Raw genomic sequence first — 17,374 nt, 5'->3', positions numbered from 1 at the left:
ACTCTGATTACCCCCAGGCTTTTTTGTTCACAGCCGGTTATTCCATCGGCGTACTGACAAACGCCTCCAACCCTTCGGCATAGGCGGTGAATGCGCTGATCAACGGGAAAGCCTTGCCTTGCACCTGGTCTGGCACCACCAGGTTGGTGAAGCTCCAGGCCACTGCCACGGTGATGCCGGCCTGATCGAGGGTGCCATCGGTGGTCAGTGGCTGTTTCACCAGTTCCTGTTCGAGCATGTCATAAGCCGCCGCCAGTTGGCCTTCCACGCGTTCAACCCAGGGGGCGTGCTGGATCTCCGTTGGCCGCAGGTTGCGTTCGTAGTAGATCTGCACCGACTTCTCGCACGCCGCCAGGGCCAATCCAATCAGGCGCAGTGCGCGCAGCCGTTGGCCAATGTCGGTCGGCATCAAGCTTTTCCCCGGGGCGGCCAAGGCCTCCAGGTAGTCGATGATCAACGTGGAATCCATCAGCACGTTGCCGTCGTCCAGTACCAGGGTCGGGGCCTTGACCACCGGGTTGATGCGCTGGAACTGTTCGAAATGCCTGAACACCGAAACGGAATCGTGCTCCAGGGCAACCCCCAGGCACTTGGCGGAAATGGCGACGCGTCTTACATAGGGCGAGTCCAGCATGCCGATCAGTTTCATGACTTCTCCTTGAGTAATCCTTTGCGGGCGTTAATCCTCGAACCCGACCTGTTCATGGATTTCATCGACCTTGAGTTCCAGTCGGTAAGCCACGGCGATGAACAACGCCTGGCACAGGCACAACGTGGCACTCAGGGAGCGGAAGGCGAACGAACTGCCTTCGTTGACCAGCAACACCGCGTTGGCCCGTTTGGCCAGGGGCGACAGGTTACTGTCGGTGATGATCAGGGTCTTGGCCTGGTGGTGCTGGGCAATGCGCAGGCAGTGCTGGGTTTCCTTGCCATAGGGCGTGAAGCTGATGGCGATGACCAGGTCGTTGGCGCGCACGCTGCGCATCTGCTCGCGGTAACTGCCCCCCAGGCCGGACACCAGGTGAATGCGTTTATTGGTGTGTTGCAGGTTGTAGACCAGGTAATCGGCGACCGCGAACGAGCGGCGCACACCCACCACGTAGATGTTGTCGGCGTTGACCACCAGGTCCACGGCCTTTTCGAACGCCTGGTCGTCCAGCTCCAACCCCAGTCGCTCGATGCCCGACAGGGTCGCGTTGACGCACTCGCGGGCCAGGTCGCCGCCGCTGGCCTTCTGCGACTTGTTGGCGATCATGCTGCGGATGCGCTGCTGGTAGTTCTGCACCGGCGTGGTCTTGTGGGTGTAGGCCTCGCGGAACAACGCCTGCATTTCGCTGAACCCGCTGAAGCCGAAGCGCTGGGAAAACCTGACGATGGCCGAGGGGTGCACTTCGCATTCCCGGGCGATGTCGCTGATGCGGTCGACCATGATCCGGTCGCTCTGCTGGCTCATGTAGCTGGCGATGCGTTTGAGCTGGCGCGGCAGGCTTTCGTATTCATCGGTGATCAGTTGCAGCAGGCGCTCGGCATTGATCGGTGGGCTCGAGAGGGCGGGTTCGGACGCGCTCTCGGACGGCGCCGGCAGATCATCAGGGCGGGTCATAGAAAATCCTTCTGGCTTGTTCTTATAGGGCGGCCCGAAAAAAGGCCGGCCCTCGACAATAGGTTGGCTGGTCGCAGTCTACAGCGTAGGCGCAGGGAAAATCATGGGCGGACAAATGTTGCAGCATCTGCTGAAACGATGCACTGCGCCTGGCTCGCTTTGCTCATAGCGTATTGGAAAAAATATTCCACGTAAAAAATTTATAGAATAATTATTGATTATTGCGCGCCGCTCGTTTTAGTCTGCATTCACCAACAGCGCTGGCGTCGATTTTGGCGACAAGCGCAGGCTGATAAAAATAACAGGAGCCAGCATGGGCCAGACTCGTTTTGCCAGTGGGCGTCAATTGGATGTGATCTGCCTGGGACGCCTGGGCGTCGACCTTTACGCGCAGCAAGTCGGCGCGCGCCTGGAAGATGTCGCAAGCTTCGCCAAGTACCTGGGCGGTTCGTCGGCCAACATCGCTTTCGGCACGGCACGCCTGGGGCTCCGGTCGGCGATGCTGAGCCGGGTAGGGGACGACCACATGGGCCGCTTCCTGGTGGAATCCCTGGCACGTGAAGGCTGCGATGTCAGTGGCATCAAGGTCGATTCCGAACGCCTGACGGCCATGGTCCTGCTGGGGATCAAGGACCGGGAAACCTTTCCCCTGGTGTTCTACCGGGAAAACTGCGCCGACATGGCGTTGCGCGCCGAAGACATCGACGAAGCCTTCATTGCCTCCAGCAAGGCGCTGCTGATCACCGGCACGCATTTCTCTACCGATGGCGTCTACAAGGCCAGTACCCAGGCGCTGGATTACGCTGAGAAACACAACGTCAAATGCGTGTTGGACATCGATTATCGACCAGTGCTCTGGGGGCTGGCGGGCAAGGCCGATGGGGAAACCCGTTTTGTGGCCGACCAGAAGGTCAGCCAGCATGTGCAAGGCATCCTGCCGCGTTTCGACCTGATCGTTGGCACCGAAGAAGAATTCCTCATCGCTGGCGGCAGCGAAGATCTGCTGACCGCGCTGCGCACCGTGCGCTCGCTGACGGCGGCGACCCTGGTGGTCAAGCTTGGCCCGCAAGGTTGCACGGTGATTCATGGCGCCATTCCCGCCCGCCTTGAAGACGGCGCCCTTTACCCTGGTGTCCGGGTCGAGGTCTTGAATGTACTGGGCGCCGGTGATGCATTCATGTCGGGGTTCCTCGCCGGCTGGCTGCAGGACGCCAGCGATGAGCGCTGCTGTCAGTTGGCCAATGCCTGCGGCGGCCTGGTGGTGTCGCGTCATGCCTGTGCCCCGGCGATGCCGACCCGGGCCGAGCTCGACTATTTATTCAAGAGCCCGGTGCCGATTACCCGTCCGGACCAGGATGCCGTGCTGCAACGACTGCATCAGGTCAGCGTGCCCCGCAAGACCTGGAAACAACTGTTCATCTTTGCGTTCGACCATCGCTGGCAACTGGTGGAACTGGCGCAGAAGGGCGGCCGCGACCTGAGCTGCATTGGTGACCTCAAGCAATTGTTCATCCAGGCGGTGGAGCGGGTCGAAGCCGACCTGCAACGCCAAGGCGTCGAGGCCGACGTCGGTCTGCTGGCTGACCAGCGCTTCGGCCAGGACTCGCTGAACGCTGCCACCGGACGTGGCTGGTGGGTGGCGCGGCCGGTGGAAGTGCAGGGCTCGCGGCCACTGGCGTTCGAACACGGGCGCTCCATTGGCAGCAATCTGATCGCCTGGCCACAGGAACAGATCATCAAGTGCCTGGTGCAATTTCACCCTGACGACGAACCACTGCTGCGCCTGGAGCAGGAAGCGCAATTGATGGGCTTGTACAAGGCGTCCCAGGTCAGCGGCCATGAATTGCTGCTGGAAGTCATTCCGCCCAAGGATCATCCGTCACCCCACCCGGACGTGCTCTATCGCGCCCTCAAGCGCCTCTACAACCTGGGTATTTTCCCGGCGTGGTGGAAGATCGAGGCCCAGAGCGCGGAGGAATGGAAACAGCTCGATGAGCTGATCCAGCACCGCGACCCGTATTGCCGTGGCGTGGTCCTGCTGGGCCTCAACGCCCCGGCCGCCGCCCTGGCCGAAGGCTTCCGCCAGGCCAGCCAGAGCACCACCTGCCGCGGTTTTGCCGTGGGCCGCACGATCTTCCAGGAACCGAGCCGGGCCTGGCTGGCTGGGGAAATCGATGATGAAACGCTGATCCGGCAGGTGCAGGGCAGGTTTGTGGAATTGATCGAGGCGTGGCGCAGTGCCCGTGCTTGATGGATGTTGCGCCGGCTCTTGTGGCGAGGGGATTTATCCCCGCTGGGCTGCGAAGCGGCCCCTTAAAGGTTTAATTCAATTTGCCTGACACACCGAGCTGCTGGGTTTGGGGCTGCTTCGCAGCCCAGCGGGGATAAATCCCCTCGCCACAATAAGTATTCCAAACGGTTTTCGATATTCAGTTTGAAAACAATAAAAGGTGCAGCCATGCCCGCTATTCGAATTGGCATCAACCCGATTTCCTGGAGCAACGATGACTTGCCGTCGTTGGGCGGCGAGACGCCGTTGAGCACGGCGCTGAGCGAGGGCAAGGAAATCGGCTACGAAGGTTTTGAACTCAACGGCAAATTCCCCAAGGACGCCAAGGGTGTCGGCGATGTGCTGCGTCCTTATGACCTGGCGCTGGTCTCCGGCTGGTATTCCAGCCGCCTGGCCCGGCGTTCGGCGGCTGAGGAAATCGACGCCATCGCCAGCCACGTCGAGCTGCTGGCACAGAACGGCGCCAACGTGCTGGTCTATGGTGAAGTCGCCGATTCCATTCAAGGCCAACGCATTTCACTGATCGAGCGGCCGCGTTTCCATACGGATGAAGCCTGGCAAGCCTACGCCGACAAGCTCACCGAGCTGGCGCGCTTCACCTTGTCCCGGGGCGTGCGCCTGGCCTATCACCACCACATGGGCGCCTATGTCGAGTCACCCGCGGACATCGACAAGCTGATGGCCCTGACCGGCAGCGAAGTGGGCCTGCTGTTCGACTCGGGCCACTGCTACATGGGCGGTGGCGAACCGTTGCAGGTGCTGCGCAAGCACATCGAGCGAGTCTGCCATGTGCACTTCAAGGACGTGCGCAAACCGGTGGTGCAACTGGCGCGCAATAACCTGTGGAGTTTTCCCGACTGCATCATCAACGGCACCTTCACCGTGCCGGGGGACGGCGACATCGACTTCGCCGCGTTGCTCGACGTGCTTCTGGCCGCCGATTACCAAGGCTGGCTGGTGGTGGAAGCCGAGCAGGACCCTGCCGTAGCACCGAGTTATGCCTACGCCAAGAAGGGCTACGACACCCTGCGTGCCTTGCTGCAAGAAAGGAGCCCGTCATGAGCCTGTTGATCAAGAGCCATGCCAGCGGCCGGACCATGGTCCAGTTGCCGGCAGGTGAGCTGGAATACGTCGGGTTCGCCGCCTACCGCCTGAGCCTCGGTGAAACCCTACCGGTGGCCGCCGGTGACAAGGAATTGTGCCTGGTGCTGCTCAGCGGCCGTATCAGCCTCAAGGGCGAAGCGCCGGGGCAGGGCGCTTTCCATTGGGACAACCTCGGTGATCGCCAGTCGGTGTTCGAGGACAAGTCACCCTATGCCGCTTACCTGCCGCCCGGCAGTCAGGCCCAGGTCACCGCGTTGAGCGATGTGCAGATTGCCGTGTGCGCCGCGCCGGGTTCTGCGCAAAACAGTTATGCCCCACGGCTGATCCGCCCGGACAGCATGAAGCGCAGCGTGCGCGGCAAGGGCGCCAACACCCGCTATGTCTGCGACATCCTGCCCGACAGCGAACCGGCCCATTCGCTGCTGGTGGTGGAAGTGCGCACACCGTCGGGGCACTCCTCGAGCTACCCGCCGCACAAGCACGACACCGACGACCTGCCGCACCAGAGCTTCCTGGAAGAAACCTATTACCACCAGGTCAACCCGTCCCAAGGCTTCGTGTTCCAGAGGGTCTACACCGACGACCGCAGCATCGACCAGGCCATGGCCGTGGAGAACAGCGACCTGGTGGTGGTGCCCAAGGGCTATCACCCGGTCAGCGTGCCCTACGGTTACGAGTCGTATTACCTGAACGTCATGGCCGGCCCGAAGCGGGTCTGGCAGTTCCATAACGATCCGCAGCACAGCTGGCTGCTGGACCTCTGATTTCCAACATTCGCACGGAGAACAAGAACAATGAGTGACGCCCCGGTAGTAGGCCATTACCTCAACGGCCACGTGCAGGACCGCGACAGCACGCGTTTCAGCAATGTCTTCAACCCGGCCACCGGTGCGGTGCAGGCCCGGGTGGCCCTGGCCGAGCCGGGCACCGTCGACGCGGCAGTGGCCTCGGCGCTGGCGGCGTTCCCGGCCTGGTCCGAGCAGTCGTCATTGCGCCGTTCGCGGGTGATGTTCAAGTTCAAGGAACTGCTGGACCGGCACCACGACGAACTGGCGCAGATCATCAGCCGTGAACACGGCAAGGTGCTGTCCGACGCCCACGGCGAAGTCACCCGCGGCATCGAGATCGTCGAGTACGCCTGCGGTGCGCCGAACCTGCTCAAGACCGATTTCAGCGACAACATCGGCGGCGGCATCGACAACTGGAATCTGCGCCAGCCCCTGGGCGTTTGCGCCGGGGTCACGCCGTTCAATTTCCCGGTGATGGTGCCGTTGTGGATGATTCCCCTGGCGCTGGTTGCCGGCAACTGCTTCATCCTCAAGCCTTCGGAGCGCGATCCCTCCGCCAGCCTGCTGATGGCCCGGTTGCTGACCGAAGCCGGCTTGCCGGACGGAGTGTTCAACGTGGTCCAGGGCGACAAGGTGGCGGTGGATGCGCTGTTGCAGCACCCGGACATCGAAGCGATTTCCTTTGTCGGCTCCACGCCGATTGCCGAGTACATCCACCAGCAGGGCACGGCACACGGCAAGCGCGTGCAGGCCCTGGGCGGGGCCAAGAACCACATGATCGTCATGCCTGACGCCGACCTCGACCAGGCGGCGGATGCCCTGATCGGCGCCGCCTACGGTTCGGCCGGCGAGCGCTGCATGGCGATTTCCATCGCTGTGGCAGTGGGCGACGTGGGCGATGAATTGATTGCCAAGCTGTTACCCCGCATCGACCAACTGAAGATCGGCAACGGCCAGCAGCCCGGCACCGACATGGGGCCGCTGGTCACCGCCGAGCACAAGGCCAAGGTCGAAGGTTTCATCGACGCCGGCGTGGCCGAGGGCGCTCGGCTGATCGTCGATGGCCGTGGTTTCAAGGTGCCCGGGGCCGAGCAGGGCTTCTTTGTCGGCGCGACGCTGTTCGACCAGGTCACCGCCGAGATGAGCATCTACCAGCAGGAGATCTTCGGCCCGGTGCTGGGGATTGTTCGCGTACCGGATTTCGCCACGGCGGTGGCGCTGATCAACGCCCATGAGTTCGGCAACGGCGTGTCGTGCTTCACCCGTGACGGCGGCATTGCCCGGGCGTTCGCCCGCAATATCAAGGTTGGCATGGTCGGCATCAATGTACCGATTCCGGTGCCCATGGCCTGGCATTCCTTTGGCGGCTGGAAGCGTTCGTTGTTCGGCGATCACCATGCCTACGGCGAAGAAGGCCTGCGCTTCTACAGTCGCTACAAAAGCGTGATGCAGCGCTGGCCCGACAGCATCGCCAAGGGGCCTGAATTCAGCATGCCGACTGCCCAATAACTCATTTTTGAATGACTGCCGGAGGGAGAACAACAATGAACAAGCCCCTGCGTTTTGCCTTGAACCGAATGGTTGCGCCACGCCTGTCACTGCCCGCTTTCATCGACCTGGCCCTGGCGTTGAAAACCGACGCCATCGAGATCCGCAACGATCTGAAGGGCGTCGAGATCGAAGACGGTATGCCGCCGGCCCGGGTGCGCGAGTTGTGCGAGGCGCGCGGCATCAAGGTGCTGTCGATCAACGCCCTGTATCCTTTTGACGTGTGGAACGAAGAGCGTCGTGCCCAGGCCGTGCGGTTGGCCGATTACGCCCGCGAATGCGGCGCCGAGGGCCTGGTGATGTGCCCGCTCAACGACCGCGCCGACCCGCGCAGCGAGGCTGAACGCGCGGCTGGGCTGCGTACAGCCCTCAGTGAACTGGCGCCGATCCTGCGCGCCTTTGGCATCTACGGGTTCATCGAGCCCCTGGGTTTCGAAGAGTGCTCGTTGCGCCGCAAGCGCACGGCGGTGGAAGCGATCAAGAGCATTGGCGGGCTGGATGTGTTCCGCCTGGTGCATGACACCTTTCACCATCATTTGGCCGGTGAACAGGAGTTCTTTCCCGAGCTGACCGGGCTGGTGCACATCTCCGGTGTCGAGGATGCCCAGGCGCCGCTGGCGACGATCCGTGACGGCCACCGGGTGCTGGTGGGCGCGGCCGACATCCTCGGCAACGCTGCGCAGATCGAGGCGCTGCGGGCCGGTGGCTACGAGGGCTACCTGTCCTTCGAGCCGTTCGCCGAGAGCGTCCATGACCTGGCCGACATCCGCCAGGCGTTGGGGGCGAGCATGAACCACTTGCAGAGCTCACAGGCATGACCCCGTTATCGACCTGATGAAGATCCCCTTGTGGGAGCGGGCTTGCTCGCGAAGGCGGCAGTACATCCAACATTGATGTCGACTGACATGCCGCTTTCGCGAGCAAGCCCGCTCCCACAGGGGATTGAGCAAACCGCCAAATTTGCATTCCAGACAAGGTGCAAGCATGACCACAACACGACTGACCATGGCCCAGGCCCTGGTGAAATTCCTCGATAACCAGTACATCGAAGTCGATGGCGTCCAGAGCAAGTTCGTCGCCGGGGTGTTTACCATTTTCGGCCACGGCAACGTGCTGGGCCTGGGCCAGGCGCTGGAGCAGGACAGCGGCGACCTGGTGGTTCATCAGGGCCGCAACGAGCAGGGCATGGCCCATGCCGCCATCGGGTTTGCCAAGCAGCATCTGCGGCGCAAGATCTACGCCTGCAGCTCGTCGGTCGGCCCCGGTGCGGCGAACATGCTGACCGCCGCCGCCACCGCGACGGCCAATCGCATTCCGTTGCTGCTGTTGCCCGGCGATGTCTACGCCAGTCGCCAGCCAGATCCGGTGCTGCAGCAGATCGAACAGTTCCACGACCTGAGTATCAGCACCAACGATGCCTTCAAGGCCGTGAGCAAATACTGGGATCGCATCAACCGCCCCGAGCAATTGATGACCGCCGCGATCCATGCGATGCGCGTACTGACCGATCCGGCCGAAACCGGCGCGGTGACCCTGGCCTTGCCCCAGGACGTGCAGGCCGAAGCCTACGATTACCCGGATTACTTCCTGCAAAAACGTGTGCACCGCATCGACCGCCGCCCGGCCACCGAAGCGATGCTCAGCGATGCCCTGGCGCTGCTCAAGGGCAAGCGCCAGCCGTTGATCATCTGTGGCGGCGGTGTGCGCTACTCCGGCGCCAACGCCGCGTTGCAGGCCTTTGCCGAGCGCTTCGACATTCCGTTCGCCGAGACCCAGGCCGGCAAGAGCGCGGTGGTCTCCAGTCACCCGCTGAACGTCGGTGGCATCGGTGAAACCGGTTGCCTGGCGGCGAACCTGCTGGCCAAGAAAGCCGACTTGATCATCGGCATCGGCACCCGCTACAGCGATTTCACCACCGCGTCGAAATGGCTGTTCCAGCACCCGGATGTGCAGTTCCTCAATCTCAACATCAGCCCGTGCGATGCCTTGAAACTCGACGGCGTGCAACTGCTGGCGGACGCCCGTTCGGGGCTGGAAGCGCTGTCCGCCGCGATGGGCGACTATCGCGCCGAATGGGGCGGACAGATCGCCGATGCCAAGGCCCAGCTCGACGCCGAAGTGGACCGGATCTATCAGGCAGATTTCCAGACCGAGGATTTTGTCCCGGAAATCAACGATCACATGGACCCGGCGGTGTTTCGCGAATTCATCGAACTCACCGGTTCCTGCCTGACCCAGAGCCGCGTGCTCGGCACCCTCAACCAGACCCTGGCGGATGACGCCATCATCGTCGCCGCCGCCGGTAGCCTGCCCGGCGATTTGCAGCGCAGTTGGCGCAGCAAGGGCGTGAATACCTATCACGTCGAGTACGGTTATTCGTGCATGGGCTATGAGGTGAATGCGGCGCTGGGGGTGAAACTCGCCGAGCCCGACAAAGAGGTCTACGCCCTGGTGGGTGACGGCTCCTACATGATGCTGCACTCGGAATTGGCGACCTCGATCCAGGAACGCCGCAAGATCAATGTGGTGCTGCTGGACAACATGACCTTCGGGTGCATCAACAACCTGCAAATGGAACACGGCATGGACAGCTTCGGCACCGAGTTCCGCTTCCGCAACCCGGACACCGGCAAGCTCGACGGCGGTTTTGTGCCGGTGGACTTCGCCATGAGCGCCGCGGCCTACGGTTGCAAGACCTACAAGGTCAAGACCCTCGACGAACTGCATGCGGCCCTGGCCGATGCGCGGCGCCAGAGCGTCTCGACGCTGATCGACATCAAGGTCCTGCCCAAGACCATGATCCACAAATACCTGTCGTGGTGGCGGGTTGGCGTGGCGCAAGTCTCCACCAGCGCCCGCACCGATGCGGTCGCCAAGACCCTCAATGAACGACTGGCCAAGGCCCGTCAATACTGATTGCCCCAACCCTACGAAAGGAGTTCTCTACATGTCTTTGAAGCTGGGCGTCATCGGCACCGGGGCCATCGGCCAGGACCATATCCGTCGTTGCAGCCAGACCTTGCTCAACAGCCAGGTGGTGGCGGTGACCGACATCAACCTGCAACAAGCGGCCAAGGTCGTTGCCGATCTGAAGTTGACCGCCGAGGTCTACCCCGACGGTCATGCATTGATCAAGGCGCCGGACGTGGAAGCGATCCTCGTCACCTCCTGGGGCCCGAGCCACGAAGAATTCGTGCTGGCGGCGATTGCGGCGGGCAAACCGGTGTTCTGTGAAAAGCCCCTGGCGGTCACGGCCGAAGGCTGCCGCAAGATCGTCGAGGCCGAAGTGGCCCACGGCAAGCGCCTGGTGCAGGTTGGCTTCATGCGCCCGTACGATGAAGGTTATCGGGCACTGAAAGCGGTGATCGACAGCGGCCAGATCGGCGAACCGCTGATGCTGCATTGCGCCCACCGCAACCCGAGCGTGGGCGAAAACTACAAGACCGACATGGCGATCACCGACACCTTGATCCATGAGCTGGATGTGTTGCGCTGGCTGCTGGCCGATGACTATGTGTCGGTGCAGGTGGTGTTTCCGCGCAAGACCAGCAAGGCCCTGGCCCACTTGCGCGATCCGCAGATCGTCCTGCTGGAAACCGCCCGGGGCACGCGCATCGATGTGGAAGTGTTCGTCAACTGCCAGTACGGCTACGACATCCAGTGCGAAGTGGTGGGGGAGACCGGCATCGCCAAGCTCCCGGAACCGTCCCAGGTGCAACTGCGCAGTGGCGCCAAGTTGTCCAATGCGATCCTGATGGACTGGAAGGACCGTTTCATCGCAGCCTACGACGTCGAATTGCAGGCCTTCATCGACGGCGTGCGCGCCGGGCAGGTGGGCGGGCCGTCGGCCTGGGATGGTTTTGCCGCAGCGGTGGCGGCGGATGCCTGTGTGGCAGCGCAGCAGAGTGGGCAGATCGTCAAGGTCGACCTGCCCGAGCGCCCGCGTTTCTACGGCTGACCACATTTCTCCTTTTGGGATGCGGTCAAATTGTGGGAGCGAGCCTGCTCGCTCCCACAGGGGATCTGTTGTGAGCAGAGTTCCCGCAGTTACCCGAGAACAAACTGTGGGAGCTGAGCTTGCTCGCGATGGCGGTGGATCAGCTTGCATTGATGCTGAATGTGCCGCCGCCATCGCGAGCAAGCTCAGCTCCCACAGGGATTGCACTCATTCAGTGATCAACAAGGAGTTTTCATGCGAATCGGACTAGTGGGCTACGGCAAGGGTGGGCGGTTCTTTCACGCGCCGCTGATCAGCAGTCTGCCCGGGGCTACGTTCGTCGGCGTGGTGACCCGGTCCGCTGAACGGCGCCAGCAACTGGCGAGTGATTATCCGCACGTCCAAGCCTTTGACTCCCTCGAACAACTGGTCGCAGCGGGCGTTGATGCGGTGGTGGTGTCCACACCGCTGGACGGTCGCCCGGCCATTGTGCTGCAAGCCATCGAACTCGGCGTGACGGTGGTCAGCGACAAGCCTTTTGCCTGGGATGCAGCCCAGGCCGAGGCGCTGGTGCTGGCCGCCGAACGCCGCAACGTGCCACTGAGCGTGTACCAGAACCGCCGCTGGGATTCGGATTTCCTGACCCTGCGCAAGCTGCTGGCGTCCGGCGCCCTGGGGCAGGTCATTCGTTTTGAATCCAGCGTCGAGCGCTATTCGCCGACCTCGGTCGGCAAAGGCAGCGGTGGCGGGTTCCTGCGCGACTTGGGCAGCCACCTGGTGGACCAGGCGCTGCAACTGTTCGGACCGGTGGCGCGGGTCTACGCCGAGCTGGACTACCGCCAGCCCGACCAGGTGTTCGACAACGGCTTCTTCCTGTCCTTGACCCATGCCTGCGGCGTGATTTCCCACTTGAGCGGCAACTGTGTGCAGAGCGCAGCGCGCCCGCGCTTTCGGGTCAACGGCACCCAGGGCTGCTATACCGTCGAAGGCTTGGACGGGCAAGAGGCCCAGGCATTGGCGGGCTTGAGCCCGGCGACCGAGGGCGAACGCTGGGGCGCTGAAGAACATCGGCGCTGGGGCTGGTTCGAACACGGCACCGAGCGCGAGCGGGTGACCTCGGAGCGTGGCTGCTGGCTGGCGTTCTACCAACAGCTGCAAACCGCATTGCAGGGCGCTGGCCCGCTGCCGGTGGAGGCCCGTGATGCACTGGCGACCACGCGCATCCTTGATGCTGCCCGGCAGAGTGCCGAGCAGGGCGAAGTGGTGCGGTTGTCCACGCCTGTCGGCCATGGAATAAAAAACGAATAAAATTCTAAAATGAGTTGATATGGAAAATATTTTCCAATAAAGTCGATTCCAGGTTACCGACAATCCTGTCTGTCTCCCGCCAAGCCAGCCTTGAACGGACGATAGACGAAACAAAAACAAGAAACACAGCTAGGTACCGTCGATGAAAACCTTCAGCCGCTCTGCGTTTCACCTGTCACATCTGCTGCGCCTGTCCGCAGTCCTTCCCCTGTTCGAATTCCTGTGTATCCAGCGTAACGGCGCCATGGTGTGTTGCATGCCCGGCGCGCCCATCGTGCGCTTGCCCCGTTCCTGATCCGTCACGCCTTATCCATAAAACCAACAAAAAAGTGGAGAAAGACCGTTCATGAAGACCAAGACCCGTATCGCCTCGCTGGCCCTGTCGTTGATGCTCACCAGCGGCGCTGCCCTGGCGGACCTGAAGATCGGCGTCAGCATGTCCCAGTTCGATGACACCTGGTTGACGTACCTGCGCGAATCCATGGACAAGAAAGCCAAGTCCCTGCCGGACGGCGTCACCCTGCAGTTCGAAGACGCGCGCAGTGACGTGGTCAAGCAGCTGAGCCAGGTGGAAAGCTTCATCAGCCAGAAGGTCGACGCGCTCATCGTCAACCCGGTGGACACCGCCGCGACCCAGCGCATCACCAAGGCCGCCGTGGCCGCCGGTATCCCACTGGTGTACGTCAACCGCCGCCCGGACGATCCGAAGTTGCCAGAAGGCGTGGTCACCGTGGCCTCCGATGACCTGGAAGCCGGGCGCATGCAGATGCAATACCTGGCCGACAAGATGGGCGGCAAGGGCGACATCGTGATCCTGCTGGGCGACCTGGCCAACAACTCCACCGCCAACCGCACCAAGGGCGTCAAGGAGGTGCTGGCCAAATACCCCAACATCAAGATCGAGCAGGAACAGACCGGTACCTGGTCCCGGGACAAGGGCATGACCCTGGTCAACGACTGGCTGACCCAGGGTCGCGATTTCAATGCCGTGGTGTCCAACAACGACGAGATGGCCATCGGCGCCGCCATGGCCCTCAAGCAAGCGGGCACCAAGAAGGGCAGCGTATTGATTGCCGGGGTCGATGGCACACCGGACGGCTTGAACGCGATCAAGAAAGGCGACATGGCGGTCTCGGTGTTCCAGGACGCCAAGGGCCAGGCCGATGGATCGATCGATACAGCCGTGAAAATGGTCAAGAAACAACCGGTCGAACAGTCCGTCTGGGTGCCGTATCGCCTGATCACGCCGGAAAACGTCGATCAGTTCAAGTGACGTTTGACGCACCGGTCCCACCACAACAATAAACAGGCAAGGTTGCAACGCCGATCTTGCCGAGGGAGTACCTGATCATGTTCGCTTCAGCGACTGCTTCGAGCGCCCCGGCGATGACTTTCCGGCCGGACGTAATACCTGATGAACCGTATCTGCTGGAAGTCGTCAATGTCAGCAAAGGCTTTCCCGGCGTGGTGGCCCTGTCCGATGTACAACTGCGGGTACGCCCCGGTTCCGTACTGGCCCTGATGGGCGAGAACGGTGCGGGCAAATCCACCTTGATGAAAATCATCGCCGGTATCTACCAGCCGGACGCTGGCGAACTGCGCCTGCGCGGCAAGCCGGTGACGTTCGACACGCCGCTGGCGGCCTTGCAGGCCGGCATCGCGATGATCCATCAGGAACTGAACCTGATGCCCCACATGAGCATCGCCGAGAACATCTGGATCGGCCGCGAGCAGCTCAACGGCCTGCACATGGTCGACCATGGCGAAATGCATCGCTGCACCGCCCGGCTGTTGGAGCGCCTGCGCATCAACCTCGACCCTGAGGAGCAAGTGGGCAACCTGAGCATTGCCGAGCGGCAGATGGTGGAGATTGCCAAGGCCGTGTCCTACGACTCCGACATCCTGATCATGGACGAGCCGACCTCGGCCATTACCGAGACCGAAGTCGCCCACCTGTTCTCGATCATTGCCGACCTCAAGTCCCAGGGTAAGGGCATCATCTACATCACCCACAAGATGAACGAAGTGTTCGCCATCGCTGATGAAGTGGCGGTGTTTCGCGACGGCGCCTACATCGGCCTGCAACGGGCCGACAGCATGGATGGCGACAGCCTGATTTCGATGATGGTCGGGCGCGAACTGAGCCAGTTGTTCCCGGTGCGCGAGCAACCCATCGGCGAATTGGTGCTGTCGGTGCGCGACCTGAGCCTGGACGGCATCTTCAAAGGCGTGTCCTTCGACCTGCGTGCCGGGGAGATCCTGGGCATCGCCGGGTTGATGGGCTCGGGCCGGACCAACGTGGCCGAGGCGATTTTCGGCGTGACCCCAAGCACCGGCGGCGAAATCCTGCTGGACGGCCAACCGGTGCGCATCAGCGACCCGCACATGGCCATCGAGAAAGGCTTCGCGCTGTTGACCGAGGACCGCAAGCTCAGTGGCCTGTTCCCGTGCCTGTCGGTGCTGGAAAACATGGAGATGGCCGTGCTGCCCCATTACGTGGGCAACGGCTTCATCCAGCAGAAAGCCCTGCGCGCCTTGTGTGAGGACATGTGCAAGAAACTGCGGGTCAAGACCCCGTCGCTGGAGCAGTGCATCGACACGTTGTCTGGCGGCAACCAGCAGAAAGCGCTGCTGGCCCGCTGGCTGATGACCAACCCGCGGATCCTGATCCTCGACGAGCCGACCCGTGGCATCGACGTCGGCGCCAAGGCCGAGATCTACCGACTGATTGCCTTCCTCGCCAGCGAAGGCATGGCGGTTATCATGATTTCCTCGGAGCTGCCGGAAGTACTGGGCATGAGCGACCGGGTCATGGTGATGCACGAAGGCGACCTGATGGGCACCCTCGACCGCAGCGAAGCGACCCAGGAACGAGTCATGCAATTGGCTTCAGGCCTGTCCTGATGCCCGTCAGTCCAGATAAAAAAGGTGAATGGTTATGAACGCGATACTGGAAAACAAACCCGCGGCCGCACCGGCCAGGGCGCGCCGGCGACTGCCGACGGAACTGAGTATCTTCCTGGTGCTGATCGGCATCGGCCTGGTCTTCGAAATGTTCGGCTGGATCATGCGCGACCAGAGTTTCCTGATGAACTCCCAGCGCCTGGTGCTGATGATCCTGCAAGTGTCGATCATCGGTCTGCTGGCCATCGGCGTGACCCAGGTGATCATCACCACCGGTATCGACCTGTCGTCCGGCTCGGTGCTGGCGCTGTCGGCGATGATTGCCGCCAGCCTGGCCCAGACTTCTGACTTCGCCCGGGCGGTGTTTCCCTCCTTGACGGACTTGCCGGTGTGGATACCGGTGGTGGCGGGGCTCGGGGTAGGGCTGCTGGCCGGGGCGATCAACGGCAGCATCATCGCCATGACCGGTATTCCGCCGTTCATTGCCACCCTCGGCATGATGGTCTCGGCCCGTGGCCTGGCGCGCTACTACACCGAAGGCCAACCGGTGAGCATGCTGTCCGATTCCTATACCGCCATTGGGCATGGCGCGATGCCGGTGATCATCTTCCTGGTGGTAGCAGTGATCTTCCACATCGCCCTGCGCTACACCAAGTATGGCAAGTACACCTATGCCATCGGCGGCAACATGCAGGCGGCGCGTACCTCGGGCATCAACGTCAAGCGCCACCTGGTGATCGTCTACAGCATTGCCGGGTTGCTGGCCGGGTTGGCCGGCGTGGTGGCCTCGGCGCGGGCGGCGACCGGGCAGGCGGGCATGGGCATGTCCTATGAACTGGACGCGATTGCCGCGGCCGTGATCGGCGGCACCAGCCTGGCAGGCGGGGTGGGGCGCATTACCGGCACCGTGATCGGCGCGCTGATCCTTGGGGTGATGGCCAGCGGCTTTACCTTCGTCGGGGTCGATGCCTACATCCAGGACATCATCAAGGGGCTGATCATCGTGGTGGCGGTGGTCATCGACCAGTACCGCAACAAGCGCAAACTCAAGCGCTGATACCCGGGAAGTTGCGACAAAGCGCCACGCCTGACCCGCGTGGCGTTGCCATTTGTCTTCTTAATACAGCTATTGCACCGAATTTCTTGTTATAAACGCACTCCGATGACTGCCAAAAGCCTGTCAGAGAACATTTGAAGGGGTTGTCGGACATTTTCCCTATGTTTTCAGTTGCTGAGGCCTCGACTCGGCCTTAGACTGCCGCCCCTCGTAAATTGAGTGCCGGGTGGCGCTTGGAATAGACGGCGCCTTCCTGATGAGCGTGGCAGCTGCGCTGCGGGACGCTCCATAATTCGCCTTAATGCACGTTTTTTTATAGAGATATCAATGACAAAGGAAAAGTTGCTGGCCATGCCGGCGGATGACTACATGAATGCCGAGCAGCTGGCTTTCTTCACCAAGCTGTTGCAGAACATGAAGGTCGAAACCCACGAGCGCATCGAACAGAACCGAATCGCCATTGAGAGCCTGGACACCCCGGCTGACCCGGCGGACGCTGCTTCCGTAGAAGAAGAGCGTACCTGGCTGGTCAATGCCATCGATCGCGACCAGCGCATGCTGCCTCAGTTGGAGCAAGCCCTGGACCGCATCAACGACGACAGCTTCGGCTGGTGCGACGACAGTGGCGAGGCTATTGGCCTCAAGCGCCTGCTGATCAGCCCGACCACCAAATACTGCATCGAAGCCCAGGAACGTCACGAACAGATCGACAAGCACCAGCGTCAGGCCTGATTCGCGTTTTCCAACAAAAGATCGCGACCTTTTGACGAAGGCCGCGATCTTTTGCTTTCGCCCGTGCTCGTTCGTCTACTCCCGTTGATCTGCTGCAAGAACG

At 61.9% G+C, this 17,374-nt stretch carries 15 protein-coding genes; 13 read left to right on the top strand and 2 right to left on the bottom strand.

Annotated features, from left to right (window positions below):
* Positions 1-37 precede the first annotated feature (37 nt).
* Together AD662_RS17190 and AD662_RS17185 are read right to left on the bottom strand one after the other, a co-directional pair.
* Positions 38-649, bottom strand: coding sequence for a glutathione S-transferase (locus AD662_RS17190; protein ID WP_053189118.1), 612 nt, complete (start codon positions 647-649; stop codon positions 38-40).
* A gap of 30 nt (positions 650-679) precedes the next feature.
* A complete protein-coding gene (locus AD662_RS17185; protein WP_014337867.1) occupies positions 680-1,603 on the bottom strand; it encodes a MurR/RpiR family transcriptional regulator in 924 nt (307 codons plus the stop codon).
* 313 nt (positions 1,604-1,916) lie between these two features.
* Between AD662_RS17185 and AD662_RS17180 the strand changes: the two genes are divergently transcribed.
* The 13 genes from AD662_RS17180 to AD662_RS17125 all read left to right on the top strand — a co-directional run bounded on the left by AD662_RS17180 (position 1,917) and on the right by AD662_RS17125 (position 17,271).
* Entirely contained in the window at positions 1,917-3,854 is a 1,938-nt protein-coding gene (locus tag AD662_RS17180; protein WP_018612785.1) for a bifunctional 5-dehydro-2-deoxygluconokinase/5-dehydro-2-deoxyphosphogluconate aldolase, read from the top strand.
* A 207-nt stretch (positions 3,855-4,061) separates the two neighbouring features.
* Positions 4,062-4,955, top strand: a complete 894-nt coding sequence (gene iolE, locus AD662_RS17175) for a myo-inosose-2 dehydratase (protein ID WP_018612783.1) — start codon at positions 4,062-4,064, stop codon at positions 4,953-4,955.
* Entirely contained in the window at positions 4,952-5,761 is an 810-nt protein-coding gene (iolB, locus tag AD662_RS17170) for a 5-deoxy-glucuronate isomerase (protein WP_018612781.1), read from the top strand. Before iolE ends, iolB begins: the two co-directional genes overlap by 4 nt.
* Positions 5,762-5,791: 30 nt before the next feature.
* Complete coding sequence (locus AD662_RS17165) at positions 5,792-7,294, top strand: CoA-acylating methylmalonate-semialdehyde dehydrogenase (RefSeq protein WP_018612779.1); 1,503 nt, start codon at positions 5,792-5,794, stop codon at positions 7,292-7,294.
* Positions 7,295-7,329: 35 nt separating this feature from the next.
* Positions 7,330-8,151 (top strand): TIM barrel protein, encoded by an 822-nt coding sequence (locus tag AD662_RS17160; protein ID WP_053189116.1) that lies wholly within the window; start codon positions 7,330-7,332, stop codon positions 8,149-8,151.
* A gap of 166 nt (positions 8,152-8,317) precedes the next feature.
* Positions 8,318-10,249 (top strand): 3D-(3,5/4)-trihydroxycyclohexane-1,2-dione acylhydrolase (decyclizing), encoded by a 1,932-nt coding sequence (iolD, locus tag AD662_RS17155; protein ID WP_053189112.1) that lies wholly within the window; start codon positions 8,318-8,320, stop codon positions 10,247-10,249.
* Between the two features lie 31 nt (positions 10,250-10,280).
* Positions 10,281-11,291, top strand: coding sequence for a bifunctional inositol 2-dehydrogenase/D-chiro-inositol 1-dehydrogenase (gene iolG / locus AD662_RS17150; protein ID WP_018612774.1), 1,011 nt, complete (start codon positions 10,281-10,283; stop codon positions 11,289-11,291).
* Positions 11,292-11,525: 234 nt separating this feature from the next.
* Positions 11,526-12,578, top strand: a complete 1,053-nt coding sequence (locus AD662_RS17145) for a Gfo/Idh/MocA family protein (protein ID WP_053189109.1) — start codon at positions 11,526-11,528, stop codon at positions 12,576-12,578.
* Positions 12,579-12,720: 142 nt separating this feature from the next.
* Positions 12,721-12,873, top strand: coding sequence for a hypothetical protein (locus tag AD662_RS29535; protein WP_162843736.1), 153 nt, complete (start codon positions 12,721-12,723; stop codon positions 12,871-12,873).
* Positions 12,874-12,924: 51 nt separating this feature from the next.
* Positions 12,925-13,851 (top strand): sugar ABC transporter substrate-binding protein, encoded by a 927-nt coding sequence (locus tag AD662_RS17140; protein WP_018612769.1) that lies wholly within the window; start codon positions 12,925-12,927, stop codon positions 13,849-13,851.
* A gap of 77 nt (positions 13,852-13,928) precedes the next feature.
* Complete coding sequence (locus tag AD662_RS17135) at positions 13,929-15,482, top strand: sugar ABC transporter ATP-binding protein (protein WP_053189106.1); 1,554 nt, start codon at positions 13,929-13,931, stop codon at positions 15,480-15,482.
* Between the two features lie 34 nt (positions 15,483-15,516).
* Positions 15,517-16,539, top strand: coding sequence for an ABC transporter permease (locus AD662_RS17130; protein WP_018612765.1), 1,023 nt, complete (start codon positions 15,517-15,519; stop codon positions 16,537-16,539).
* 327 nt (positions 16,540-16,866) lie between these two features.
* On the top strand, positions 16,867-17,271 hold the full coding sequence (locus AD662_RS17125) for a TraR/DksA family transcriptional regulator (protein ID WP_003180518.1): 405 nt from the start codon (positions 16,867-16,869) through the stop codon (positions 17,269-17,271).
* Positions 17,272-17,374: the final 103 nt, after the last annotated feature.

The organism is Pseudomonas kilonensis, assembly GCF_001269885.1.
In the GTDB taxonomy this organism is placed as follows: domain Bacteria; phylum Pseudomonadota; class Gammaproteobacteria; order Pseudomonadales; family Pseudomonadaceae; genus Aquipseudomonas; species Aquipseudomonas kilonensis.
Note: the sequence above shows the minus strand (reverse complement) of the source record. Positions and strands in the feature narration are given on the sequence as shown.

Bases quoted from the DNA above. Each gene is read 5' to 3' on its own strand.
- AD662_RS17190 (WP_053189118.1), bottom strand. From the start codon at position 649: ATGAAACTGATCGGCATGCTGGACTCGCCCTATGTAAGACGCGTCGCC.
- AD662_RS17185 (WP_014337867.1), bottom strand. From the start codon at position 1,603: ATGACCCGCCCTGATGATCTGCCGGCGCCGTCCGAGAGCGCGTCCGAA.
- AD662_RS17180 (WP_018612785.1), top strand. From the start codon at position 1,917: ATGGGCCAGACTCGTTTTGCCAGTGGGCGTCAATTGGATGTGATCTGC.
- iolE (WP_018612783.1), top strand. From the start codon at position 4,062: ATGCCCGCTATTCGAATTGGCATCAACCCGATTTCCTGGAGCAACGAT.
- iolB (WP_018612781.1), top strand. From the start codon at position 4,952: ATGAGCCTGTTGATCAAGAGCCATGCCAGCGGCCGGACCATGGTCCAG.
- AD662_RS17165 (WP_018612779.1), top strand. From the start codon at position 5,792: ATGAGTGACGCCCCGGTAGTAGGCCATTACCTCAACGGCCACGTGCAG.
- AD662_RS17160 (WP_053189116.1), top strand. From the start codon at position 7,330: ATGAACAAGCCCCTGCGTTTTGCCTTGAACCGAATGGTTGCGCCACGC.
- iolD (WP_053189112.1), top strand. From the start codon at position 8,318: ATGACCACAACACGACTGACCATGGCCCAGGCCCTGGTGAAATTCCTC.
- iolG (WP_018612774.1), top strand. From the start codon at position 10,281: ATGTCTTTGAAGCTGGGCGTCATCGGCACCGGGGCCATCGGCCAGGAC.
- AD662_RS17145 (WP_053189109.1), top strand. From the start codon at position 11,526: ATGCGAATCGGACTAGTGGGCTACGGCAAGGGTGGGCGGTTCTTTCAC.
- AD662_RS29535 (WP_162843736.1), top strand. From the start codon at position 12,721: ATGAAAACCTTCAGCCGCTCTGCGTTTCACCTGTCACATCTGCTGCGC.
- AD662_RS17140 (WP_018612769.1), top strand. From the start codon at position 12,925: ATGAAGACCAAGACCCGTATCGCCTCGCTGGCCCTGTCGTTGATGCTC.
- AD662_RS17135 (WP_053189106.1), top strand. From the start codon at position 13,929: ATGTTCGCTTCAGCGACTGCTTCGAGCGCCCCGGCGATGACTTTCCGG.
- AD662_RS17130 (WP_018612765.1), top strand. From the start codon at position 15,517: ATGAACGCGATACTGGAAAACAAACCCGCGGCCGCACCGGCCAGGGCG.
- AD662_RS17125 (WP_003180518.1), top strand. From the start codon at position 16,867: ATGACAAAGGAAAAGTTGCTGGCCATGCCGGCGGATGACTACATGAAT.